Origin of the sequence: Ferdinandcohnia jepli (genome assembly GCF_047246645.1) — a bacterium.
In the GTDB taxonomy this organism is placed as follows: Bacteria; Bacillota; Bacilli; order Bacillales; family Bacillaceae_L; genus Ferdinandcohnia.
In genome coordinates this window covers 82,735-107,770 of sequence record NZ_JBFOKR010000005.1, presented here as the reverse complement: position 1 = coordinate 107,770, position 25,036 = coordinate 82,735, and the positions used below count along the sequence as shown (strand labels likewise).

The 25,036-nt window shown below is 37.3% G+C and carries 21 protein-coding genes, 2 pseudogenes and 1 riboswitch; of the genes and pseudogenes, 7 read left to right on the top strand and 16 right to left on the bottom strand.

What is annotated here, in order from left to right; genetic code table 11:
• Positions 1–7 precede the first annotated feature (7 nt).
• Positions 8–337, top strand: a complete 330-nt coding sequence (locus AB3M96_RS06700) for an ArsR/SmtB family transcription factor (protein WP_412966802.1) — start codon at positions 8–10, stop codon at positions 335–337.
• Positions 338–446: 109 nt separating this feature from the next.
• Here the strand turns inward: AB3M96_RS06700 and AB3M96_RS06695 are convergent, their stop codons facing one another.
• Both AB3M96_RS06695 and AB3M96_RS06690 read right to left on the bottom strand, forming a co-directional pair.
• Positions 447–1,679, bottom strand: coding sequence for a S8 family peptidase (locus tag AB3M96_RS06695; RefSeq protein WP_412966947.1), 1,233 nt, complete (start codon positions 1,677–1,679; stop codon positions 447–449).
• Positions 1,680–2,037: 358 nt separating this feature from the next.
• Positions 2,038–2,523, bottom strand: a complete 486-nt coding sequence (locus AB3M96_RS06690; RefSeq protein WP_412966801.1) for a DinB family protein — start codon at positions 2,521–2,523, stop codon at positions 2,038–2,040.
• Positions 2,524–2,884: 361 nt separating this feature from the next.
• On the opposite strand from AB3M96_RS06690, the gene AB3M96_RS06685 reads away from it, so the two are divergent.
• Positions 2,885–3,205: a DUF4870 domain-containing protein gene (locus tag AB3M96_RS06685; RefSeq protein ID WP_412966800.1), complete on the top strand. Its 321-nt coding sequence runs from the start codon at positions 2,885–2,887 to the stop codon at positions 3,203–3,205.
• 57 nt (positions 3,206–3,262) lie between these two features.
• Here AB3M96_RS06685 and AB3M96_RS06680 read toward each other — a convergent pair whose 3' ends face one another.
• The 4 genes and pseudogenes from AB3M96_RS06680 to AB3M96_RS06665 form a co-directional block, all read right to left on the bottom strand.
• Positions 3,263–4,030: a CPBP family intramembrane glutamic endopeptidase gene (locus tag AB3M96_RS06680; protein WP_412966799.1), complete on the bottom strand. Its 768-nt coding sequence runs from the start codon at positions 4,028–4,030 to the stop codon at positions 3,263–3,265.
• A 186-nt stretch (positions 4,031–4,216) separates the two neighbouring features.
• Positions 4,217–4,495 (bottom strand): annotated as a pseudogene (locus tag AB3M96_RS06675) (DUF6241 domain-containing protein); the annotation flags it as partial.
• A 12-nt stretch (positions 4,496–4,507) separates the two neighbouring features.
• Positions 4,508–4,786 (bottom strand): hypothetical protein, encoded by a 279-nt coding sequence (locus AB3M96_RS06670; protein ID WP_412966798.1) that lies wholly within the window; start codon positions 4,784–4,786, stop codon positions 4,508–4,510.
• Positions 4,787–5,360: 574 nt separating this feature from the next.
• Positions 5,361–6,872 carry a DHA2 family efflux MFS transporter permease subunit gene (locus AB3M96_RS06665; protein WP_412966797.1) on the bottom strand — a complete coding sequence of 504 codons (1,512 nt, stop codon included), beginning with the start codon at positions 6,870–6,872 and terminating at the stop codon, positions 5,361–5,363.
• A gap of 158 nt (positions 6,873–7,030) precedes the next feature.
• On the opposite strand from AB3M96_RS06665, the gene AB3M96_RS06660 reads away from it, so the two are divergent.
• The gene (locus AB3M96_RS06660) at positions 7,031–7,906 is read left to right on the top strand and encodes a TetR/AcrR family transcriptional regulator (protein WP_412966796.1); all 876 of its coding nucleotides are present in this window, start codon (positions 7,031–7,033) and stop codon (positions 7,904–7,906) included.
• Positions 7,907–7,975: 69 nt separating this feature from the next.
• Here AB3M96_RS06660 and AB3M96_RS06655 read toward each other — a convergent pair whose 3' ends face one another.
• Positions 7,976–8,683, bottom strand: a complete 708-nt coding sequence (locus tag AB3M96_RS06655; RefSeq protein WP_412966795.1) for a DNA alkylation repair protein — start codon at positions 8,681–8,683, stop codon at positions 7,976–7,978.
• A 366-nt stretch (positions 8,684–9,049) separates the two neighbouring features.
• Between AB3M96_RS06655 and AB3M96_RS06650 the strand changes: the two genes are divergently transcribed.
• Positions 9,050–9,421, top strand: coding sequence for a VOC family protein (locus AB3M96_RS06650; protein ID WP_412966794.1), 372 nt, complete (start codon positions 9,050–9,052; stop codon positions 9,419–9,421).
• A gap of 313 nt (positions 9,422–9,734) precedes the next feature.
• On the opposite strand, the gene AB3M96_RS06645 is transcribed toward AB3M96_RS06650, so the two are convergent.
• On the bottom strand, positions 9,735–9,944 hold the full coding sequence (locus AB3M96_RS06645) for a hypothetical protein (RefSeq protein WP_412966793.1): 210 nt from the start codon (positions 9,942–9,944) through the stop codon (positions 9,735–9,737).
• A 341-nt stretch (positions 9,945–10,285) separates the two neighbouring features.
• On the opposite strand from AB3M96_RS06645, the gene AB3M96_RS06640 reads away from it, so the two are divergent.
• The 3 genes from AB3M96_RS06640 (at position 10,286) to AB3M96_RS06630 (ending at position 16,893) form a co-directional block, all read left to right on the top strand.
• On the top strand, positions 10,286–12,268 hold the full coding sequence (locus tag AB3M96_RS06640; protein WP_412966792.1) for a M6 family metalloprotease domain-containing protein: 1,983 nt from the start codon (positions 10,286–10,288) through the stop codon (positions 12,266–12,268).
• An 89-nt stretch (positions 12,269–12,357) separates the two neighbouring features.
• Positions 12,358–14,211 (top strand): Xaa-Pro dipeptidyl-peptidase, encoded by a 1,854-nt coding sequence (locus AB3M96_RS06635; RefSeq protein ID WP_412966791.1) that lies wholly within the window; start codon positions 12,358–12,360, stop codon positions 14,209–14,211.
• Between the two features lie 216 nt (positions 14,212–14,427).
• Positions 14,428–16,893 (top strand): M64 family metallopeptidase, encoded by a 2,466-nt coding sequence (locus AB3M96_RS06630; RefSeq protein ID WP_412966790.1) that lies wholly within the window; start codon positions 14,428–14,430, stop codon positions 16,891–16,893.
• Positions 16,894–16,998: 105 nt separating this feature from the next.
• On the opposite strand, the gene AB3M96_RS06625 is transcribed toward AB3M96_RS06630, so the two are convergent.
• From AB3M96_RS06625 to AB3M96_RS06590, 8 genes and pseudogenes are all read right to left on the bottom strand, one after another.
• Positions 16,999–17,649, bottom strand: coding sequence for a vWA domain-containing protein (locus AB3M96_RS06625; protein ID WP_412966789.1), 651 nt, complete (start codon positions 17,647–17,649; stop codon positions 16,999–17,001).
• Between the two features lie 86 nt (positions 17,650–17,735).
• Positions 17,736–18,734 carry a macro domain-containing protein gene (locus AB3M96_RS06620; protein WP_412966788.1) on the bottom strand — a complete coding sequence of 333 codons (999 nt, stop codon included), beginning with the start codon at positions 18,732–18,734 and terminating at the stop codon, positions 17,736–17,738.
• Between the two features lie 214 nt (positions 18,735–18,948).
• Positions 18,949–19,344 carry a VOC family protein gene (locus AB3M96_RS06615; RefSeq protein ID WP_412966787.1) on the bottom strand — a complete coding sequence of 132 codons (396 nt, stop codon included), beginning with the start codon at positions 19,342–19,344 and terminating at the stop codon, positions 18,949–18,951.
• Positions 19,345–19,480: 136 nt separating this feature from the next.
• Entirely contained in the window at positions 19,481–19,684 is a 204-nt protein-coding gene (locus AB3M96_RS06610; protein ID WP_412966786.1) for a CLC_0170 family protein, read from the bottom strand.
• 25 nt (positions 19,685–19,709) lie between these two features.
• A complete protein-coding gene (locus AB3M96_RS06605) occupies positions 19,710–20,939 on the bottom strand; it encodes a Ger(x)C family spore germination protein (protein ID WP_412966785.1) in 1,230 nt (409 codons plus the stop codon).
• Positions 20,920–22,025: pseudogene (locus AB3M96_RS06600) on the bottom strand (GerAB/ArcD/ProY family transporter). The gene AB3M96_RS06605 and the pseudogene AB3M96_RS06600 overlap by 20 nt, the downstream one beginning before the upstream one ends.
• Positions 21,973–23,682 carry a spore germination protein gene (locus AB3M96_RS06595; protein ID WP_412966784.1) on the bottom strand — a complete coding sequence of 570 codons (1,710 nt, stop codon included), beginning with the start codon at positions 23,680–23,682 and terminating at the stop codon, positions 21,973–21,975. Before AB3M96_RS06595 ends, AB3M96_RS06600 begins: the two are co-directional and overlap by 53 nt.
• Positions 23,683–23,891: 209 nt before the next feature.
• Positions 23,892–24,698 carry a sulfite exporter TauE/SafE family protein gene (locus AB3M96_RS06590; RefSeq protein WP_412966783.1) on the bottom strand — a complete coding sequence of 269 codons (807 nt, stop codon included), beginning with the start codon at positions 24,696–24,698 and terminating at the stop codon, positions 23,892–23,894.
• 182 nt (positions 24,699–24,880) lie between these two features.
• Positions 24,881–24,982, top strand: a riboswitch (SAM riboswitch).
• Positions 24,983–25,036 lie beyond the last annotated feature (54 nt).

The window sequence follows — 25,036 nt, the reverse complement described above, 5'->3', positions numbered from 1 at the left end:
ATATCAAGTGAATTTAGAAATGCAGCAATTCAAAGCCGACTTTTTTAAAGCCCTAGCACATCCATTACGAATTCGAATTCTTGAATTACTAACAGAAGGAGATAAAAATGTTAACGAGATTCAAAGTCTAATTGGAAGTGAAGGGTCTGCAGTCTCCCAACAATTAACCATCCTTCGATCTAAAAATATTGTGATTGGAACTAAAGACGGTAACAGAGTAATCTATTCGTTACGCGACCCAATGATTGTAGAACTATTGTCAGTTGCAAAGCAAATCTTTAATAATCATCTCGTTGATACTATTAGTCTTCTTGATAAAATGGGGGAAGATGAGTAAGTAAACCCGCTAAAGGCGATTTTTTATAAAGGACACCGTTTTAAGTGTATGTAAAAAACAAACGGTGAACTGTAGTCCAAACTCAGTTCACCGTTTCTCTATCAATCTATTATCTTGCTAACGGGAATCCAAATCCTGAAGCAATATCATCTCCTGCTCCAGCATATTGCCCACCTTGAATGTCATTGCTTTTTGCACGGTTTTGAAGTTCCAAACGTAATTGATGATTTGTCAAACTTGGATTTTCAGCCCAGATTTTTGCTGCTAACCCTGAAATATGAGGAGTAGCCATTGAAGTTCCACTAATTGTATTATACGTCCCATCACTCCATGTTGATTCAATCGCACGTCCAGGTGCTGATAATTCAACATCTCCTTCACCGATTACATAATCGCCATCAGTATTTGGATTACCTCTTGAGGAGAAGTCAGCTACACGATAGTTACCATTTTGTTGAACATCCTCCAACGCTGCAACTGCAATTGCATTATGAAGACCTCCTGGGTATCCAATAGTATTTGGAGCTGGGCCTTCATTACCCGCTGCCGCAACAACTAAAGCACCGTTATTAACTGCATATGTGACAGCATCTGCAATTAGTGTATCCTTTGAACTCGAACCAAGAGACATTGAAATAACAACCTTTACTCCATTTTTCTTCCCCTCATCCGCAGCATGGCGAATCGCTCCAGCAATATCGTCTGAATAGCCAAATCCGCTATTACCTAATACTTTATATGCCCATAGCTTAGCATCAGGAGCTACACCATATATCCCAGTACCTGAACCACCATTTGCTAATACCGTCCCAGCAACATGTGTACCATGACCATTTTTATCAGAACATTGCCCATTAACAATCGGAGATTTACTTTGGCTGAAATCCTTACATTGTTCCGCATTTGCTTGTAAATCTGGGTGTGTAATTAATGTTCCAGTATCTAATACAGCAACACGAATGTTATCTCCACCGTCAGTTGCTGAGATACTGGCATTGTCATAGATTGCTTCAATTCCCCAAGGTGTACGATCTGTTGGGGCTGCACCTGCACCTGGCTGAGGCTTGGCGTTAATTGACACTGTATCAACTAAAGTAACTTTAAGATTTTTATTTTTTAAAAGTGCTGCATACTGATTTTCATTAACAGTTGTCGTAAAGCCTTTACCTGCAAAGTCCCAACGCGCTCCATAGTCAGACATCAACTTTGCTTTATCTGTCATTTTGAGAGGCTGGATTAAAATACGCACGTCTTTTGAAGGGGATTTGTCTTGACTAGGCGCAGCAAAAACCCCCATTGCAAACACTGAATAAAGAAATACGGCTACCAAAATAACAGACATTGTCTTTGTTAAAGTTTTCAAATCATTTCCCTCTTTTCTTTTTTATATGTAGGTAAAGAATCTAGAAATTTTATAAGAATAGTAGTATAGAAAAGGTAGGTGTACTTGGAAGATTTTTTTGCGGAAATAAGAATTACTTTAAAAATATTTGAAAATAACCACCTCCGATAAATCTTATCCGAATATTTATAATATTCGTTAACCAATTATAAACTCTGCTCTCCATTTTCACATTGGTTCAAAGGAACGATTTTCTTTCTTTAGTAGTCGTAAAGTAGCTATTTTTCGGGGTGTAATAAATCCTAAATTAAACTCCAAAAAAAGAGGCCAACTCAGATTACTGAATCAGCCTTGCCATCTATAATTTTTCTTTAATCTCCTTTATTTGCTCCATATGTCGTTGCTCGTGTAACCCAATAAATTCAATCCACTGCGCTAAGTTTAAGTCCCCAAAGATAGGATGAACATAAGATTTCTGTTCTAATAACGAGCGTTCAACTCCTTCAAATGATTTGAGGAACCCTACTCTCGATTCTTTGAGCATTCCCTTTATCTTTATTAAAGAAAGAAAGTCCTCTTTCGGCACTAAAAATGATGGAGCGTCTATTTTTAAGCTTCTGTTGAGTGTATGTTTTAATGGTTTGGTTACTACAGGTTTAATTGTAGCAGACTCTAATTTACGTTGGATAAGGTTTGTGACTGACTTTTCAAGTAAATACAAATGTTCCAGTACCTGCGCAATGGTCCATGACCCTTCTTCTACACAAGTATTTAGTTGTTCATCAGTCAACCCTTCTACTAGAGATAGAAGCTCTTCTCTAATTTGATTATTTATTTCAATCATTATTTTTCACTCTCCTCTAGAATTTAGTGTTTTTAAACTTTTCTGGTTTTGTAACATAGGAATCTATAATATAGCCACAGTTTGTGCAGATATTATAGATAATGTCTGACCCCAAACTCATTTTGTTTATTGGGTGTATAACCGCATAACCCGAATGTTTGCCCTTCCCAATATCCTTACTCCCACACTTTGGACACTCTAACATTCTAAAAAACCCCCTATTCTAATAAATTATATATCTGTAGCCTTAATGACTTATTTTCACTATTTCTTTTGTCATATGTGATATAAGCAGGAACTCTTATTTGATGTTTTTAATATATATGTCTATGTATCTATTTCAGAATAAGGTGGTGGAACTGTGGAAAATCAGAATCGAATTAAGGATGTAGAAGATAATAAGGTCATGGCAATATTAGCGTATATCATCTTCTTTCTTCCATTATTAGCAGCCAGAGAATCTACATTTGCGATGTATCATGCAAATCAAGGACTCCTTCTTTTCTTATTAGCAGTAGGTATAAATATCGTTGGCACAATCATCCCATTCATAGGTTGGATGATTATCCTTCCATTAGGTAATTTACTTGTATTAGCTTTAGCAATCTTAGGAATCATAAACGCTGCAAAAGGCGACGAGAAACCGTTACCTATATTAGGGAAATATCGTTTAATCAAATAGTTCTTCTTGCTAAGTTTGTGTACTACACTTAAAGCATTTGTTTATTGGCAAATGCTTTTATTTTTTATACACAGTGTAATAGCGAGTCGTCATCAGAACAGCTACTAGTATTCCTATTGAAATTAGCGATGATAACCACCCAAACCATACATCTGTCGAAGTCTCTTTGAACATAAAAATTCCATCACCTGGTTTACCACTTACACCATAAAAAAGTCCATATACAACATTCAGTCCAAAGTGAATCCCTGTATTTACCCAAATTGAATTCGTTTTATAAAAAACATACGTTAAACTTAAACCAAGAACAATTGAAAATATCGTGTTTTGTATACTAAAGCCTGCGTACCACACATCGTCAAAGGCATATAACAATATAGAGATAACAAAAACGGTTGGAACTGATAATTTATCCTTAAAATGATGGAAGACAAGCCCCCTTGTCAGCATGTCATTTATAAGTGACCCTGTCCCAAAGCCAAATAATACTGCAAACATTGGGAAAACGCTCTCGTTTATTGACTTAAAACCCAGTATTTCATACTTCCCTAAGGCAATATAAGAACCGAATAAAATCGTCCAAAAAAATGCACCAATTATAAAACCTATTAGACTATTTTTTCCCCAGCCTTTGTAAAAAACAACCCCATAGATCCTAATGTCACCCTTACTAAAAACCCTTGCAACAAAATACGCAATTGGAAAAAATAAAATAATATGGAAAAACCGGAATACATCATTCATAGGAAGAATGAAAGGAAAAAGATTAAAATATAAACTAAGAATGATAAATTGTGTTAAAAAAATAAGAATTGTTTTTTTCATATATGCACCTTTTCACGTAATTATTAGATATATTCTATAAAATGAGCTTTTTCCCTTTAATAATATCCTAGATTGTTTTAAAAGTAGTTGGCTAGGAATCCTCGAATTAAACGTAAGTTCTAAAACCTGTATACAAAAAAACAGCCCAAAACACTAACCCTAGCATTTTAAGACTGCATAATGATTTTATTCATTATTTGTAAAAGATTCTGGTAAATACTCTTCACCAAAATTATTTAATATAAACTCTCGTTCTTCGGCTTCATTCATTAACCCGTAGGCTTTGCCGACGGTTCCATTTTGATAATCCCAAAAGTAATTATGGTCATCGTCAGCACGGCTAAAGTCCCCAATTTTCCAACGCTCGATAATTTCCAGTAAGTCTTTTTTTCTTTTAAAATCACTCTTTATTAGAATCTCATGTATTTTATTAATAGTATCTGGAATCATCGGAGTTGTTCCCCATTTATCTTCTGCTTAAACCTTTTGATGAGTCATTTTATGCATGGCCACAATAACATCATATTCTGATGAAGAAGAATCCAACTTCAAATCAAAGGTAATGCCGTTTACTTTTCTCGTTTGTTCCTTAAATTCTTTTTCTTTGTCTTTTGCGGAAGGCTTACCCTTTGCTTCTAAAACTGTTTTTGAATGTTCTCCACCAGTGCTTTCAAACATTTTATACGCGCCAAATGCGAGTGCTGCTGATCCAATGACAAGAATCGTTATCCCAATAATCCATAGCCACGTTTTCATCTAATCCCCCCATTGAACCTTGCTATTATAACCCCGGATTCTTCAGAAAGGGGTAGTAACCCAATATCTATCATATCATATAAAATTCCAGATTATTACTATTCAATCCTATTTATATACTAACCTACAATGCTTTACTATTAATTTTGTCTTTTGCTATACTCCTTCTCCCTTTTCTTAACCTTTATGTGCTCTAGGCATGAGAGTAAGACCAAACTGATATGACTACTCTTTTTTTGTTGTAACATCTTAAGGCATTGAAAACATACGTTTTAAAATTGCTAAAATGCATAAATCGAAAATAATATCCCTAGCAGTAGCCTAGATGGTCAAATCTCAACCATTGTCAAATAAGTGACAAAGAAGTAATAGAAATCTATCGATATAGGAGATTAAATTAAATAAAATCACCTATTGTAATAACAAAAAGGAGTAAAAGTTAACCTGTTAACTATCCTTCCTCCCAATTCGAGCAAACCCCAAACCCAGACCACCAAAAAAAGCAGTCTAATTTATTTCTAAATTAGACTGCTTTAGACAGTTACTTATATTTATTAATTTTGTTTTGCTTACCCTATACTGTTGCAGGCTTTGAAGACTTTTGATTCATATTTTCAATCTTACTTACTGCTTCTGCACTTGTATCAACACGTTTTACAAACAATGCCATGATTAGAACGATTATATTAATTATAAACGTTATATAAAAAGAATATTGAATACCTGCTAGTAATGCTTGCTGTGTTAAAGCAGCAGTGGAAGCTTCAGTTAATGTTGTAGGATCGACGGTCTTCATTAAGCTTTCAGCTTCAGTTTTAGTTACAGAGTTCATAATTGTGATTAACACAGCTGTACCGATAGAACCGGAAACTTGTTGCGCTGTGTTGTTTAGCGCTGTACCATGTGGATTCATTACGGTTGGTAACTGGTTAAGCCCATTTGTCATAATCGGCATCATAACCATTGACATACCAAACAAACGTAAAGAATAAATAAAGATGATATAGCCATAACTAGAGTCAATTTGTAAATGTGCTAGCATGTAGGTTGAAATAGCTGTAATTGTAAGACCTACTACCGCTAGAATTCTTGGACCAAATTTATCAAACAACTTTCCTGTAATAGGTGACATGATCCCCATTATAATTGCTCCAGGTAACATCATTAACCCTGAATCAAGTGGTGAAATACCACGTACACTTTGTACATATGCAGGAGTTAAAATCATCCCTGAAAACATCGCTACTGAGTTTACAATTGCAATAACTGATCCAAGAGCAAACATTGGATACTTGTAAACGCGTAAATCTAACAGTGGCTTTTCAATTCGTAATTGACGAAGAATAAATGCAAGTAAAGCAATACCTCCGATAATCAACGTCGCTAAGACAACTCCATCTGTCCAGCCATCTGAGCTAGCTGAACTACATCCGTACAGTAATCCACCAAAACCAATTACAGACAATACAACAGAAAGATAATCAACTGTTGCAGTTTTATCTTGTTCCATCACATTATCGAGCTTCCAAACAGCTAATAATAAGCTAATAACTGCTAATGGAAGGATCATTTCAAAAAGCACACGCCAGTCATAATATTCAACAATGTAACCAGATAATGTTGGTCCGATTGCAGGAGCTGTTATCATAACTAATCCGAAAATTCCCATTGCAGCACCACGTTTTTCACGTGGAAAGCTTACTAACATAACGTTCATTAACAATGGCCCCATTACAGCTGAACCAGCCGCTTGAACCATACGTCCAGCTAGTAAGAAACCGAAGTTCGGCGCAAATGCTGCTAACGCCGTTCCTAACGTAAATATAACCATTGATGCAATGTATAAACTACGATTCGAAAATCGTGTAATTAAAAATGCTGATGCAGGAATTAATACACCACTTACAAGCATATATCCTGTAGCTAGCCATTGTACCGTTGAGTAATTTTCAATCTCTAAATCTATCATAATAGACGGCAATGCCACGTTTAATAACGAGTTATTTAAAAACGAAACAAATGCACCCACGAACAAGACAGCGATCATTAAATATGGTGTTTTTTTATGTTGGAAAGTAGTATCCATATTATCCATCCCTCTAGTCTTAATAAATTTTCTTTGACTTGATACATTTTATACCGATTGTATAAAAAATACAATAACTTTATACTCATAGTATAAATATTGTTTTTCTAGTTCGGGAAAATTATACTAGTTATACCAGAGTTCAACGGGAGGACGCCATGAATAACCGAAAACGAAGAGTGGCTGATATTGCACTAAGCTTGTTTGTTGAAAAAGGAATCCTGCAAACCTCAGTCCAGGACATTATTGAAAAAGCCAATATTTCAAAAGGAACGTTTTATAACTACTTCAATTCTAAAAATGATTGTATAGCAGATATTCTTGAGTTTCTTCGCTATGATGCAAGCCAACAGCGAATTGCTATTCAAGTTGGAAAGGATTCTAAGGATCGAGACGTTTTTATAGAGCAAATTACAATCTTAATGCGATTAAACGAAGAACGTAACTTACATGCTTTATTTGAGAACATATTGTCTTCAACGGAAACTGACCTAAAAAAGCTGGTCCTCCATCATCGAGTCTATGAAATGGACTGGCTGGCAAATCGGTTGATTGAGGTTATTGGGGAAGATATTCGGGAATATGCATTTGAAGGTACCATTTTATTTTACGGTATGCTTCAGCATATACTATTTACGATGCGACTAACAAACAACACCTTTTCATTAACTCATTTAGTAAATGTTATATTATCTTACTTAGAATTAATTTTTGAACATATGAAAGCAAATAATACATCGTTATTAAACTACTCTGCTATCGACTTAATGCGAAGCAAAATTGATAAAAAAGTGGTAACTCTACAGGAATTAAAAGAAATGGCTGAACACCTCCATTCGCATCATACATTTAATGAAGAACAACAAGATTTATACAATGCAATAATGGACGAACTCCAGCGTGAGCGTATACGAAAAATCGTTCTCCAGCCATTACTAAAACCATTCCAAAAACAGTTTAACGGAACCAAAATTGAAACACAAGTTCACACCTTTATTAATATGCTTTGGTATTACTTAAAAAGTGGAGCTTAGGACCTTACGTAAAACTGAACCAATTAAAGCTACCGAAATTTGGTAGCTCCTTTCATTACCTTACTTTACTTAACAAATACATGTTTTTCGTTTCAATCCTACACGGTCTTTTAATTCAACTTTTTTAATATAGTCTGTTGCCATTGGTACTTTACATGCTGTATTTCCGACATCAACATGCACCTTTCCAATATGCTCTGCAACTTGCTTTGCTTCCTCTGTGAGTTCCTTTACGTAGCAACCAACTGACAACACAAATCCATTCATCACATACCGAACCCTATTTTTTTCATCATGGATTGTATCTTTCACTTGTCTTAACAGGCCCTTTACTTCCTGAATATCAAGTTCTTCATCAGGTGTTATTGATAGATAGTTTGCATATGTATTCCAGCCGGCAACGGCAATCATTTCTACTTCTGATTTCATCCATTCGCGAGCCAGCTCAAGAGCATAACTACTTTCTGCTGCTACCCCGGCGACCGTGTATTCCGCTAACAAATACCAGTAGGCTTTCTTCGCCCACTCCTGTAACGTCTCTTTCGATATCAGCTTCGGATTGACCGAAAGTCCAGCTAAATACATGGCGTCATGGTTTCCTGAATTATATAATTGTAAAGCCAATTCTTGGTCCTTTTTCACGTACTTTACGAGTTTTTTCAAGTCTCCTATTTTAACGCCAAAATATGGTTCTTTCACTCCATGATTTGTATAGATCTTCTTTGTTTGACCGGAACCTAATTCCTCTAGCTTTTGCATGATCTCCTCGTATGTCATTCTAACTACCTCCCTTATCTCCATAACCCTAAAATTGTGCCCATTACTGTAAATGTAAGGACATGATAACCAGCATTGGTGTAAAGATTTTCTCTCAAATAAATAAGTAATCCGCATTGCTACCGCGACCAATAAAAGTACAAACATTTACCCTGCAAATCGCACCGAATACTCTTATCCCCCCTCCTTAGATTCTACCCACTAATTCCTATCGACCAGACTATTTATACAATTATTCAACAATGATAATCAGAGTCCTGCATGGAAAGTTATTTGTTTAATCCACTAAGCATGTATATTTCTGTTTAATAGAGTTATATACTGAAGATAAGGTAATTTTTCCAAGTCAAAAAAAAGGGGAGAACTATGAAACTAGGAGCATTTTCTGTAAGTTTAAATGTAAAAGACATATCTGCTTCAAAGGAATTTTACGAGAACTTAGGATTCCAATCATTTGGAGGGGATATTTCTCAGAATTGGCTTATCATGAAGAATGAAGGTTGCGTTATTGGATTATTCCAAGGAATGTTTGATAAAAACATACTAACGTTTAATCCCGGCTGGAATCAAAATGCCGAAAATATTGATTCATTTACAGACGTTAGGGAACTCCAAAAACAGCTTAAGGAAAAAGGAGTTGTTTTTAGTTCTGAAGCAGATTTATCAAGTGAGGGGCCTGCACATTTTACAATTGAAGACCCGGATGGTAATTTAATTCTTGTCGATCAGCACCGTTAAAATTGTACATAAACTCAACGGAAAAGACCCTTTGTAAATGAAGGGTTTTTTTATCTATTATGTTACTTTCTTCGAATTTTCCGCTTTTAATAGGTAATAAATTCCGATTATTATACAAGCCAACATTGTTGGGAGTACATATTAAAATTGAAGAATATGTACTTTCGACTATCAACTTCTCCATAAAAAATACAAATACTGTTGTGAAAAGTAGAAAGTAACAGATCGCGACAGTTTTATAAGCTTTAGCAGAGTAACTCTTCTTAATTTCACCCAATTATACGCCCCCTTCTAAGTCGTATGTATGACAAAACTAGAGTATTAATTCAATTATTTTAGAGTATCCAAAAGGTAGAACAGATGCGATTATTAAACCTACTACACTTGTTATGATTGAATATAAAACACCCTTCCGAACAGTTAATTGGTTTCTTTCAACAGTTATCTTATAGACCCTTATCATTTGAAAAACACAAATAAAAATGATAAGTGCTGAAAAAAGACTAGTTACTACTAATACCATTTCATCCCCACTTTCATTTAACTTACTATCTTTTAATACGAATCAACCCCTTTTTTGTTTCAAATTTTTACAATTTTAGACTTTTAGTGCTCGCTGATTGTCGAGTCGTTTTTAACGGGTCTCCCACTTTTCAAAGCTCTACAGGTATGATATTTTCCCCATTCCCTAATCCCATTCTACTGATTCAATAGTCTCGGAAATATAAGATATTTTAAAATTGAACCAACTAAATATCTATGACTTTGTGATTATTTTTAATTTTCTAACAATTTAGCAGTTTGTAATCTATTAATTGATGGTATTATTTAGTAGATTTAAATAAATTTAGGGAGGCTAAATACATGCAGCAATTTAAAAAAGCTTTTTTATTAATGGTAGTTTTTTTGCTGTTTTTGTCGACACCAGCTTTTGCAGACAAACCAGGTTTAACAGATTTTCCTGAACCACAGGACCCAAAGTCTTGGGTACTTCCTGAGGATATGACTTGGGGTGATTACAAGCCAGTTCCAGGTTATGATTGGCAAAATACTAACATAGAACCACAGAGAGTAATAAAAGGCGCATTAATTGTTGTTGATTTCTCTGATCGTGAATTTATTGTAAGTGGAGATGTGGGATCTGAATTAGCAGGTAACCCTATTAACGGTAATATCCCTAGAGACGAAGTTCCACAATTTTGGGAGGACTTCTTAACAAAGCCTCAAGCACTTAACAACTATCGTACAATTGACGAGTTTTGGAGAGAAAACTCCTTTGGAAATTGGGCTGTTGAGCTAGAAGCCTTCGGTCCATATCGCATGCCACATACTGAGTTCGATTATGGTATGAATGAATGGAACCAACAAGAAAACAAACCACCACAATCTGAAGGTAGCTTTGACTTAAGAAGGGATGCAAGAGCAATTGCTCAAGCTGATATTGATGCATCTGGTGAAGATTTCGACTTTGTATTTATCCTTCATGCTGGCTATGACGAATCAGGAGTTTGGCAGGAGTTTGGTGAAATGATGTTCCAAACTGCTGAGGATGTAACTGATGAGTTTGGTGTACCGTCTCTCTATGATCCGGATAACCTTATGGCTAACTGGGCAAATACTCGTTACGTACCATGGACTTCTTGGATTGCGGCTAGTAGCCTTTGGTCTAGAGCTGGAAGTGGAGTTTCAATTCAAGGTGAAAACGACGGAATGGGAACTTTCGCTCACGAATTTGGACATATTATGGCTCTTGCTGATAACTATAACAACCCATACGGAAGCCCAGTATCACGCTCATACTCTGGCCCTTGGGAACTAATGAGTCGTGGTAGCTTTAACGGTCCTGGTGGTCCGCATACGCGTTGGATGGTTATGCCTACATTAGGTGCTTCTTCACCATCACACCATATGTTACGAAATAAAATTAAACAAGGCTTCTTAACGGAAGATCAATACATTAACATTAGTCGTGAGGAACTTGCAGAAACTGGTCCACTTTTTGCTGATGTTCTTGCCCGTGAAATTCCGGCAGGTAGTGAGTTCGGACGTTCTGATGAAGTCAATGGGATTAACATTCAAATGGAAGATTTAACCCCAGCAAATTCTCTAAATGATGATTGGCGTGCTGATATGCAACGTGGAGCAAAATGGTATAACAATTATACAGTTGAGGTTGTTGATCGAATTGGATTTGACTCATTCCAAACAGATTCCGGTGTCCTTTTAGCAAAAACGAAGAATGCTGAGTCGTCTCCTAATATCTGGGTAGTTGATTCTCACCCTGAAGATATCGACCAAGTTGATTTTGTAAGACCTGATGGTACAGAAGCAATGTACTCTAAAGGTGATTACAGACAGCTTGCTGATGCATTATTCAAGGCAGGAACAGGTGATGGAGTGATTAGTGAATATGTTGATGAGCATAATCGTCTCCATTTCTATATTCTTGATAAGACATATGATGATGTAGGTGCCCTTTCCTATCGTGTAGCTGTTCGTCACATGGATAGTGATGGTCCATTCACACGTGGAGTAACTGCTTCTCGTGGTACAACTGAGTTTGCAGCTGCTGGAAATGTAGCCGTATACAATTTCAATGTAACAAACACTGGTAATTCAACTGACATCTTCCGTCTTGATGCCAAAACTGCTTCTGGTTGGGAAGTTATGCTTAAAAATAACTTCGTTGAAGTACCTGCAGGTGAAACGGTAGTAGTACCTGTATATGTGAAAATTCCTAAGAACAAGCCAGTTCCAAACAACTTATCGTTTACAAGTACATCTGAAACAGATGCAAATAAATTTGCAAGTGTATCTGTACGAGTTGGGCCTGGCAAAGGGAAATAAATTAAAGTCACATGAGAGGAAGTATTTTATGTACTTCCTCTTTTACTAGAGTAAAAGAATCATAAACATTAATTTCTTAGGAGGTAACTATGAAACTTAGAAATCGTTTTTTGAAAGTTGCAATGTGTTCTACACTAGCAATTCCTTTACTCCTTAGCTCTAACAGTACATTAGCAAGTGAGACAATTTTAACTGAAAACAATAATAGCCCCACTACTGTACCACAGATAGAAATTATCGATGGAATGACTCAACCGATTTTTTCCCACAGCGAGTCTATAACTGAGCGTATCTATGTGGAGACAACTGTTGATAGTGATCGTGACGGGAAACTTGATCGAGTACGAGCAGATATAATTCGACCTAAAGAGACAGAGCAAGGACTAAAAGTACCTGTTATTTATGAAATGACTCCATACCGTTCAGGTATTAAGAATGTACCTGTATATGATGTTGATGTTGAGCTTAATGATGTTCCTAAAAAAGGAAAAGCTGGAGAGAATGGCGGAAAACCATACGCTTCTTATGCACCAGGAAGTTTTCCTACGTACTATGATGATTACTTCGTGCCAAGAGGATACGCTGTTATTTTAGCAGAGAGTATTGGAACTGGTTTATCGAATGGGTGCCCTACAACAGGTGATGAAAACGAAGTCCTTGGTACACGTGCTGTAATTGATTGGTTAAACGGTCGTGCTGACGCATATACACAAGATGGCGAACCTGTAATTGCTGATTGGACAACTGGAAATGTTGGAATGACAGGTGTCTCTTATAACGGCACTCTTCCAAACGCAGTCGCAACAACAGGTGTAGAAGGATTGAAAACAATCGTTCCGATTGCTGCAATAAGTAGCTGGTACGAGTATTATCGTTCCAATGGTCTTGTAGTAGCTCCTGGTGGTTACCAAGGCGAGGATGCCGATAACATGGCCGAAGCAATTTTAACAAGAGCTAATCCAGAGGCATGTAGTGACGTCATTAAGGAACTGACTGAAGGCATGGATCGTCAATCCGGTGATTACAATGCATTTTGGAGTGAACGTGATTATTCAAAGGATGCAAAAAATATTGAGGCTAGTGTCTTCCTTATACATGGATTAAATGATTGGAACGTAAAAACTAAGCACTTCTCCGATTGGTGGACTGCTTTAGAGGAAAATGATGTTCCAAGAAAACTATGGCTTCACCAAGGCGGACATTCGAGTCCATACAATTTTAGAAGAGATGTATGGCTTCCTACTTTAAACAAATGGTTTGATTACTGGTTATATGATATTGAAAATGACATTATGGAAGAACCTATGGTAGATATTCAGCGAGAAGATAGAAATTGGACAACAGAACAAAACTGGCCAGCAATTGGAACTGAAGCAACAGCACTACATCTAAAGCCTACTACAGATAGTGCAGGTACCTTCAGTCTAAATCCAGTACCAAACAATAATAAACAGAACCAAACCTTAATTGATAATCCCTTAGTTAGAGCAAATCAGTTAGTAACGTACTTGGACGCTAATACAGAAAATCGTCTCGTATATAAAACACCTGCTCTTACTGACGCTATGAGAATTAGTGGAACACCTAAAGTTGAGATTCGTGCAAGTATTGACCGTCCAACTGCAAACCTTACTGCTTTACTAGTAAACTATAAAGCTGATAAAACAGAAATTGTCACAAGGGGTTGGGCAGATCCACAGAACCTGCATGATGAATCTAGATCAACTGCGCTAACACCAGGTCGTGAATATACCTTTACATGGGAGATGCAGCCAGATGATTACGTGTTTGAACCAGGAGATCAACTCGGAATCGTCATTATTGCCAGCGATAACGAATACACAATTCGCCCAACAGCTGGTACTAAGATAACAGTAGATCCTGAGCGTAGTAAAGTGATTCTACCGGTTGTTGGAGGATCTGACGGTGTGAAGTGGGAATAAAGTGTGAAAGAAGAGAGTGCCTTGTAAGAGTAGTTATATGCCCACTCTTTCAAGGCAGTATTTAACAGTCTGTTTTGATTATTAGTGCTAAGTAATCATATCTTTTAAAGATTGATAGTTTTTTACTATTTATACATTAGTATTATAAATATTTTCAATAACATTAGTCCTAGTAAAAGTCGGTTAACTAACCAATTAATCTATTGGAGGTAATCAATGAAAAAGAAAAGCAAGTTCTTGTCAGTTATAGCTACGGCTGCCCTATCGATTCCTTTACTTCTTAGTAGTGCTGTTCCTTCAGTAAATGCATTGAGTCTGCCAAATAATGAGACTACTTCTGTCAAAACTACAGCGAATCTAGCTGTGGGTGACGTAAACATTGTTCCACTTCAAGTTACAGGACCTGCAGATCAACGACTAAACCTAATTATATTCGGCGATGGCTACACAGTAGATGAAATGGACAAGTTTCATGCAGATGTGGATAGGAACCAGAACGTTCAATGGGGAGTTGAGCCGTTTCGTAGCTACCGTAACTACTTCAACGTGTACATGGTTGAAACCCCCTCAATGGATTCTGGTATAAGCTGCGACCCTGATGATGGAAATGTTCGTCGTGACACAGTTTTCAAACTTCAGTATGCGAGTAACTGTCCTGCAGATAAATTAGCCCGTGGTGTTACGTATGGATCTGGTGGAACTCAAGCACGTAATGATATCATTAATAATTACTTAGCTCCGTATCTCGGTATTTCAGCTAATGCCCAAAACATTCAAACATTAAATATTGCCAACACATCTACTTATGGTGGAATTGGTGGAGTTCATGCAACAACAACTGGAGGAAGTCCTCAAGGGCCCCTCGTTTCTCTGCATGAATTAGGACACTCACTAGGTAATCTCAGAGATGAGTATGCTTACTCAAACCGTGATGTTCCAGGTGGTCCACATCCAAATAGTGAACCTAGTTCGTTCCATCATACCCGTATGAGTTCTGAAGAGATGATTGAGTTACAGGAGAAATGGTGGCGCTGGCTTGGTGAGGAAAGTGAATCAGGTGGAATTATCCGAGCAGCTGACCCAGATGGTTATGAAAGTGGATCACTTCGAAGTTCTAACGTATGGCGTCCGAGTGAACACTCAATGATGCGACATACTGGTTTCTACTTTGATCAGGTTGGTAGGGAGCATATGACCCAACGAATTACTGGAATGCGTAATGCAGATGAAATGCCGGTTAATTCCACCCCTGAAGGTGAAGTTGGGCCAAACGATATACTTTGGGTAGAAACCATGCATCCAAGATTCCACAAATTAAATGTATCATGGGAACTTAACGGAAATAAGATTGCAAATACGAATAATAGTAGATATCTTGAGCTTACAAACCTGGATGCAAAATTAGGTGATAAGATAAAAGTCACTATCCAAGACCGTACTGAATTCGTGCGTGACCCATTTTATTTAGATGGTCCGAGAATGACCCAAACAAGAGAATGGACCATTGGAAAATCCCTAACAAAAGCAGAAGTAGACGTTAAGTTTACTGGCCATTCTTCAACTGAGCGCGCACTTGCATTTGACGAAGTTGCCTTTGTTCAAACAACACATCCAACAGATCGAATGCTTGATGTAACATGGGAACTTAATGGTGAAATAATTGAAGACACTTTTAACAGCCGTCTACTCGACTTGGCTGAAATTGATTTACCAAAGGGTTCTTCTACACTTAGTGCAACAGTGATTGACCCAGCAAATCCATCTGGTCAGTCTGATACAGTTACTTGGACAGTTGACAACGTTCTTCCTACTGCTCCAAAAACACTTACAGAACCACTCACAACACTATTAGGAACAGTGGAGCATTATGTATACTTTAATGAATTTGACATGCTGCTTGATCCTCAGGATGACCAACCCGGATTCGTAGTCGGTGAACTTCGTCTAAATAAGGATGGTTGGTACAATTATTTCGGATTCCCTGACCAACCGGAAGGTACACCATTTAAGTTCTCACACACTGGAACTGATATCAAAGCATTAACATACGGAAACCTTGGAACTGGGGGACTTTCTAAAGTCACCTTTGAGCAATCCTACACTGCAAATGACCCAGGTGGTGCTTTCGTACCGGGATTCGGAACACACATAATTGAACATCGAGCAATCGACGCAACAGGTAATATTGGTAAGGCAGAAATGTTCAAAGCTACTGTGCTTCCTGGTAAAGCATTAGAGTGTACATCTACAATAACAGGTAACCAAAAGCGTCTAACAGTTAACAAAGGTGTTACTTGCTTGGAAGATGCAACCGTTACTGGAGGAGTTATAGTAAGCAACGGTGCATCATTATTGGTATCAAACAGTATTATTAATGGTCGTTTAAAGTCTGACAAAGCAAATGTGATTCATATATTTGGTACAAAGGTTAATGGAAAGACAGAAATTACTGGTACATCTAACAACATAGTCCTTGCAGGAAATTCATTAAATGGTGGACTTACCCTATCTGAAAACAGCCAAATCTCTACTAATGAGCAATATGGCGATTACGGGCCAATTTTAGTAGGGAACTCTATAAGTGGAGGATTAGATTGCGACGGTAATAGCTCCAACGTTACTGATTTCGGAGCAACCAACATTATTGCAGGTGCTAAAAAAGGTCAGTGCTCTGGTCTATAAAAATGATGAAAAACCGTTCCTCGTTTTTTCAGGAACGGTTTTCATATTTCTCGGTTGTTGTTGCAAAGGCTCTTGATAAGTCCCGTTAAACATCCATTTCTCCTATTACTTCCTAGACCTACGATTATAATCCCGCTCAATCCCTGCTTTCCACGTTCTGTCAATCGTCTTCCCGCTGCGGATTTTCTCAACTGCTTCGCTAACCATTTCATAATTTAATTGAGTTCCAATATTGTCGGCATGGTAATCTACCGCAAAATCTTCATCAATACCAAACTCTGCTGCGGTTGAGACAGCATCAATATTCGCACCAAGGAACATGAAATCCCAGCCATATTTCTCTTTTTGATGCTGAACCATCTTCTTTATTTTTTCTGAAGTGAATTCACGACTCGCATTCTCCATACCATCTGTCGTTATGACAAACAGAACTTTATCGGCTCTTTCTTCTTTACTTGTACGCTTTTGAACATTCGAGATTTTTTGAATGGTAAAGCCTATCGCATCCAATAAAGCTGTTGTCCCTCCTACTTCATAATCTCTTTCTGTTATAGGAGAAATACCTCTTATATTAATTCGGTCGTGAAGTAATTCATAATTATGGTCAAATAAAACAGTCGTTACAAAAGCTTCCCCTTCAGCCTGTTTTTGCTTTTTCAACATGGAATTAAAGCCACCAATTGTATCTGCTTCAAGACCTGACATTGACCCGCTTTTATCTAAAATAAATACTACCTCTGTTACACTTTTTTTCATCCTATTATCCTCCGCTCTTTGTTTTAATTTACAAGCTAAGAATAACAAGATTTTCATTTGAGTTGGTCGCTTCAAAAGCGACATTTTTACGCTCCAAGCAAATGTTGATCAAATGCAAATAAAGCTTCATTTATTTCATGGATATTATAGTTTCCTTGTTGGATGAAAAATTCAATGATTACATCAAATTTACTGCTGTGTGATAAGGTGTACCCTGCAGCAGAAAGTAGTTCATTTGTTTCAGCAACACTTAATTGTAAAGCAATTGCAAAAGCAACAGCCGTTTTCTTTTTAGGCGTATACTCTGGTTCATTTCTTATTTTTGAAAATAAGCGCCTGTCAATATTCGCTCTTTTATAGGTCTCAACATCTGTCATTCCCCGTTCATCAATTAGCCGAAGAAGACGTTCTGAAAATGACTCATCAAGCTCTTCTATTAAATTAACTAAACTATTCTCAGTGATTGCTTCACTTTGTTTTACAGAAAATTTCTCCTCGAGCTCTTCCAATTGTTTAAAGCGGTCTTGTCTACGATTGAACAGTACCTCTACTTCTTCAACATAGTTTTCATCAATATATTCATAGATAGATGTAAACAGCTTTTTGCTTAACCCAAAAGATGCATTATCGAAGACCACGAGATAAACAAGCATTTCATTTTGTAATAAAAATGAACTAATTGTAGAGACAGCAACCTGTAGAGCTTCTTCTTTCGGGTAACCATATATACCAGTTGAAATCAGTGGAAATGCGACTGATTTACAATTATGTTGTTGAGCTAGTTCTAGCGAATTCTGATATGAATTCTTTAACTGCTCTGTCTCATGATGAGTACCATCCTTCCAAACTGGACCAGGCGTATGTATAATATATTTTGCTGGTAAACTATATCCTTCGGTAAGCACAGCTTGTCCCACCGGACATCCACCAATCTCATTACATGCCTGCTGAAGCTCCTTCACACCAGCAGCCTTAAAGATAGCACCACAGACACCGCCACCCATCTGCAACTCCGTATTCGCAGCATTTACAATCGCATCTACCTTCATCTTTGTCAGATCATTTCTCACAATCTCTAATGGCATAAGCAGCAGTCTCCTTTCGTCGGGGTGGGACGCAGGGACAAGTCCCTTTGTCCCAAAACTAGTACTCTCATTGACTCTATAGTTAGTATGTAACCTAGGTAACCTAATATAGTCATTATACACGAAAGCGTTCATAAGCTAATTACCATATTCGGTAAAAACTATACATACAAAAAGCACCACATTAGCGGTGCTGCTCGTAGAAATTAAGTCTTTATTTTGCATTTTCATCTGGTTGATGAATGCCGATAATATTTCCTTCCGTGTCCAAATAGTAGCCCTGCCACGCCATTCCTGGTAAGGCATATTTCGGTAATGCTACCTGGCCACCATTACTTAAAATCTTGGCTTCAGTTGAATCATAGTCCTCTACACCCATCGTACATGAAAAACCATTCAAAGGCTGGCCTTTTTCCGGAGGAGGGCCTTGTCGTTTCATAAGTGCTCCATTAATTCCTGGTACGCTATCATCCCCAGTCACAGCTCCAAAGTATGGCATACCAGCATATTCTGTCCAGTCTTGAAATGTCCACCCAAATACTTCTCCGTAAAACGTTTTTGCGCGCTCCATGTCATCAACATGAATTTCGAAATGAACTAATCTTCCCATGTAAACCTCCTGCTATTTTTTCATTTAGACCTTTAGTATGTAATTCAACATCTTGCTGTGTAGCTCCTTCTTCATTATCGTTAAACTTTAGGAAATCTATACTAAATGGGACAAGAGACCTGTCACTCTTTCCCTCCTACCAGAAAATGTTTTGATAGGCCCAATTTAAGGTGAGAACTAGTATGCCAGCAACTATGTTAAACCAGCCTAGGAATTTGCTTACTTTTTTTTCTTTTTTCAATTTTTCATCTTTGTATATTTTTACATCGAATAGGAGGATTAAGACGCCGGTAGTAATACTTAAAATGACAATATAATTCGTATACCCGATATAGACCAAATTAAACTCCTCCCGAACACTTAAACTATTTTCCCTTTGTACCAATTCTACGAATTTTAGATGAACATTGAATATCAAAGGTTATATCCTTATATATTTCTCTCCAGTTTTCTTTTGTTTTTACTTTAGTATTCCAATAATTTGGTTGCTTCGCTCGTACATATTCTCCAAATCCAAATATATCGGACTGCTCCGCTTGTAACTTTTTTATTAATTTTGTAGTTCCCTCCACTACTCCTTTTGAACCTGACTCTTCAATTTTCCGAAGAATCTCAGGATCATTTATTTTCACATCAAGAGTTCCTTCATCAACTAACGCCTCATAATGTATCTTTATAGTAAAATGCGGTATCCCATTTCGAATAGATGTTTTTATAGATGACTTACGTTTGTCCGCCCTAACAAGTACCTTAGAATCTGTATCAGGTACTTCAACAAAGACTTCATACCCACCCATTTTTTCACCTGTTATAGCCATGAACAACCCAATTTCAACCGGCTCTGTTTTACCCACCATTTTGTCATCTACAAAGTAGGCCAAACCTGAAATTTGAATATTATCCTCTTTTTTTATTTCTAGATACGGAAGGAACGTTTCCTGCCCTTTACTTTGAAGCTTCGTCCAAAATAACCCTATAAAATCATCAGGAAACTTTCCCAATCCAACAGCATTTTCAACCATTGCTGATAAATATAAAGTAGGTACACGTTCTAGCTTAGGAGCTACTTCCATGAACTTCTTTGCTTCTCCCTTTGAAACGACCATCCAGGCTGTTCTTCGTATTTCCGGATTTCTTCGAAGGTAGTCATTGAATCTTATTAATCCGTCTTTTGCAACTTCCTCACTAACTACAATGATTCTGAGATGACCAAAGAACAGTTGGTCTGCCACTTCCTGCTGAAGAACTGCAATCGCGTCATCAATTGTATAACCTACTACTTTGATTAACCAGGTTGGCTTTTGATCTACGCCAGCCCCTCCGGTCTGAGGCCCCAATGGAATACGCCCTGGCACAGCAATTTGAGCAGTAAGTTCAATTAATCCTTCTTTAGGTTTAGGAAAATTCTTACCCAATCCAGTTATTTGCTCAAGAGATTCTTCCGCTTCTGATTTATCAATTTTGTCAATCGATATCCCCAATACAACTGCACGTTGTTCAATATCTTCACTATCCCAGCACCCAGCTAATAGCAGGCAAGGTACAACAGTCATTAGAATCGCCTTGATGATAGACTTATGCTTTGATACTCCCACTTTTTTTCACCTTTTTCTTTATAAGGTCTACACAAAGTAATAAAGATGGATAACCAATCGTTATGATAAGACCTAATCTACCAAAGACTTCAATAACGTCATATAATTGCAAAATATTTTGGGGAATCATCGCTATAACAAAAACAATCGGTAAAATAAATAAGGATAACATTTTATGATCCCTTAACCTAAATAACTGACTTATAGAATGAACCGTAAACATATAGCTTGAAAAAAGGGTAGTAAAAACTGCTGTTACCCATACCGATAAAAATACAATATCCAAACGTTGCAGAATATTTCCGGGTATAGATGTAGTGCGTGCTAATTCGAGTGTTGGCCATAATAACTGTTTAATTTCACCCGGTCCAAATACAGCGACAGTTGCTACAACAATCAAAAAATATAACCCACCTGCAAATATCATCCCAAATAGACTAGCCTTTATTGCTTTTTTGGGATTTCGCATGTAAGGGATGATCATCGTAAAGATAAACGAGCCCTGGAATAATGCTGCAATAGTAGTCGCTCCTACAAAGTAATTCCCTGGTTCGTTACCCATAATCGGAAATAAATATAAAGTATTTGCATTTTTTAAAGATAATGCAACAACGATTAATCCTGGTGCAATTATGATTGGCACATAAAAATTATGTATATAAGCAAATATATTGATATCATTTCTCGTCGAAATTGCAGCAAGAACTAACATTACAATAACCGTTACCTCAAGGGGAGTCTGCTTTAGTATTGCGGTTATAACAACCGCCCCAAATTCTCTTGATGTTAATCCAGTTAACGTTGCAAAAAAGAGGATAACCATAAGGCTTGAAAGCCTTCCTGCCCATTTCCTAGAATATCCTCTCCATATACAATTAAAGATTTACGTGGGTGGCGTATCCCTAGGAAGGTAATTATTCCAAGTCCTAAAGATGCAATCGCTATCCCCATTAAGGTAACCAGCGGAGCACCAGTATCAGCAGTCTCTACTGCAAATAGTGGAAGTGCAAGAAGTCCGACACCAATAATCGTACTAATTAGAATTGTCGTCGCTTGTATGACTGTTATTTCCTTTGGGTATTCCATCAGACTTCCCCTCCTTCCACTTTTCATTTCCGACCTTTAATGGATCCAACGTATTACTTGGTGCTTTTTTCAATTCCTCCTTAGTCGTTCCTAAACGGTCCGAATTCTGGGGGTGAAGCATAGCTGGACGTTTAGGCATCCACCAAAAAGGTGCCCTTATGATAACATCCTTAAAACCTTGAAAATTACCGGGTGTAACGGGGCTCATATAGGGAACTCCGAAGGATTTTAATGAGAGCATATGGTTAAAGATAAAAATAACTCCAATCACTACACCATAGAGCCCAAAAAAACCAGCCATAATCACAATTGGAAATCGCAGCATACGTAGCGCAAATGCAGCACTATAGGCAGGTGTTGCGAATGACCCAATCGTTGTTAAAGCAATAACAACAACTGTAATAGGGCTTGCTATCCCGGCTTCAACAGCAGCTTGTCCAATAACAAGAACTCCTACTATAGAAAGAGCCCCACCAACCTGCTTGGGTAAACGTACAGTCGCTTCTCGGAGTACTTCCATAGCTATCTCAATGATTAGAACTTCGATAACTGCTGGAAAAGGCACCCCTGCTCTACCACCTGCAACTGCTACAGCAAATTCAGTTGGCAAAAGCTCAGGATTAAACGATATAAAGGATACATAAAGAGACGGAAAAATTAATGAAAAAACTAAAGCTACCATACGTGCAAGTCGCACAAAGCTTCCCATTAAAAACCGGGATGAGTAATCTTCAAATGTTTGATAAAACTGGTTAAAAACAACTGGTACGATGAGAGAAAAAGGGGACCCATCTACTAGTATGGCAACCCTTCCTTCTAGCAGGCTTCCAACCGTTTTATCAGGTCGTTCCGTGCTCTGTATCTGAGGGAAAGGGGACATATGATTATCTTCAATAAATTGCTCGATATATCCCACATCTAATATCGCATCTATATCAATTTTACCTAGCCGATCTTTAACCTCATTAACTAGGTCATTCGTGGCAATTCCTTCTAGATAACAAACTGCAACAGTTGATTTAGATAAGCGCCCAATTTCTAATGTTTCTATACGGAAATCAGCTGTTTTCAACCGATTTCGCAGCAATGCCAAATTAGTCTGAAGAGATTCAATAAAACCTTCCCTCGGCCCTAGAATAACCTGCTCTGTTTCAGGTTGAGAAATCGAACGTTTTTCGATATTTTTTACACCAAATTTTATAGCAGTATCTAATCCATCAATAAAAACAAGCGTTTCTCCTCGTAATAACGCTTGTATGATTTTTTCAATATTACATTCACCCTTCGCCTCACTATGAAATATGGATTCATTAAAAATAAAATCCTCCAGGTTTTCTAATGTGATAGTAGAGATATCAGTATAAATTGGGATATACATTAACGGCTTCATAACTTCATTGTTAATTGCCTTTTTATCAACTAGGCTGGAAAAATATACAATGACAGCACGAAACTTTCCATACAATTGGAAGTGCCGATAAAAAAAGTCAACATTTTTCCCTAATAAATCTTGGAGTAACTCAATAATTTCATCAAGACTCTTGCCAATCTTCTTCTTCTCCATGTCCTCAACCAACTTATGAGGAATTGGGATAGCTTCTTCCGGCTTTTTTTGAGAACTATTTCGTTTACTCCTTCTAATCGTTGACCATGACATCGCGCTACCTCATTCAAAGATATAGATTTTTTTATTATTTTCCTATAAAAACGGTATTTTATTCTTTCGCAGGAAAAATGAGTAAAAACAAAAAGCCACTCACACTCGAAATTCTCATTTCAAGTGTAAGCGGCTTTTTGTGACATGGTTCCCGTCTGGGACAGAGGGACAGGTACATTGTCCCAAAACCAAAGAGAAAGTTAGTCTAGTTAAGAAAGAATCAGTCTAATTCCAATAACTAATATAAAAATTCTAAAGACAAGTACAATTGTTTTCTCATTTAATGATTTGTTAAGAATTGCACCAAATTTTGCTCCGAACCATGCGCCAGGTATGAGAGCAAGAGCGTATAGCCATTCGACATTTCCTTGTTGGATATGTGCGATTGATCCTGTAATTGCAGATAGAAACACTAGTAACATAGAGGTTGCAACAGCTACAGATGGTGGAAAACGAAAAACTAGTAACATGAGAGGCACCATTAGTGCTCCCCCACCTATTCCGAATAGGCCAGACAATGCACCAACCACAAAAGCAAATGCGATACCCAGAGGTATATAAACTCGATAAGTCGTTTCCTTCCCTTCATTATCTATATAGGTTCTTTCAAGCCCCTTAGAGAACTGGATAGGTTTTAGCTTGTTTGAAATGGCCAATACGAACGAAATAAATACCATTAATATTCCGAACAAGGTATAAAAGAATGTAAGCTCTAATTTATCATTTAAATAAGCGCCAACTATAGCTCCTGGTCCGCTTCCAATAAAAAATATCAATCCACTTACATAGTCTACTTTCTTTTGTTTTAAGTAGGCTAACGTCGAAGATAAGCCAGTAAAAACAATAATTAGTACAGACGTACCAACAGCAGTTTGTGGGCTTATTGAGGGAATAAGCGCAAGACTACCTCCTAAGAACAATAAAGAAGGAACAATAACTACTCCCCCACCTAAACCGGCAAGACTACCAATCGTACCTCCCACAAACCCAATTAATAAAAGAAGTATATAAACCAATTTTGTACGCTCCCTTATGCTGGCACAGAGGACAGGTCCCTTGTCCCATTTTCTATGTATCTTTCAATTATACAGGAATAGTCTAATTACAAAAGATAGATTTGGTAGTTTTTCATTTCACAGTTGACATTTCAATTTGTAAAATGTAAAGTAAAGTCTATAAATTTAATATTTCGTTTTCTTTCTTATCAAGAGAGGTGGAGGGACTGGCCCTATGATACCTCGGCAGCGGACTTTAAATAGTACTGTGCCAACTCCAGTAGCGTAATGCTAGAAGATAAGAAGAGCAGGATTCTACTTATCTATTACCCTCTCTTCTTATTTTTGAAGAGAGGTTT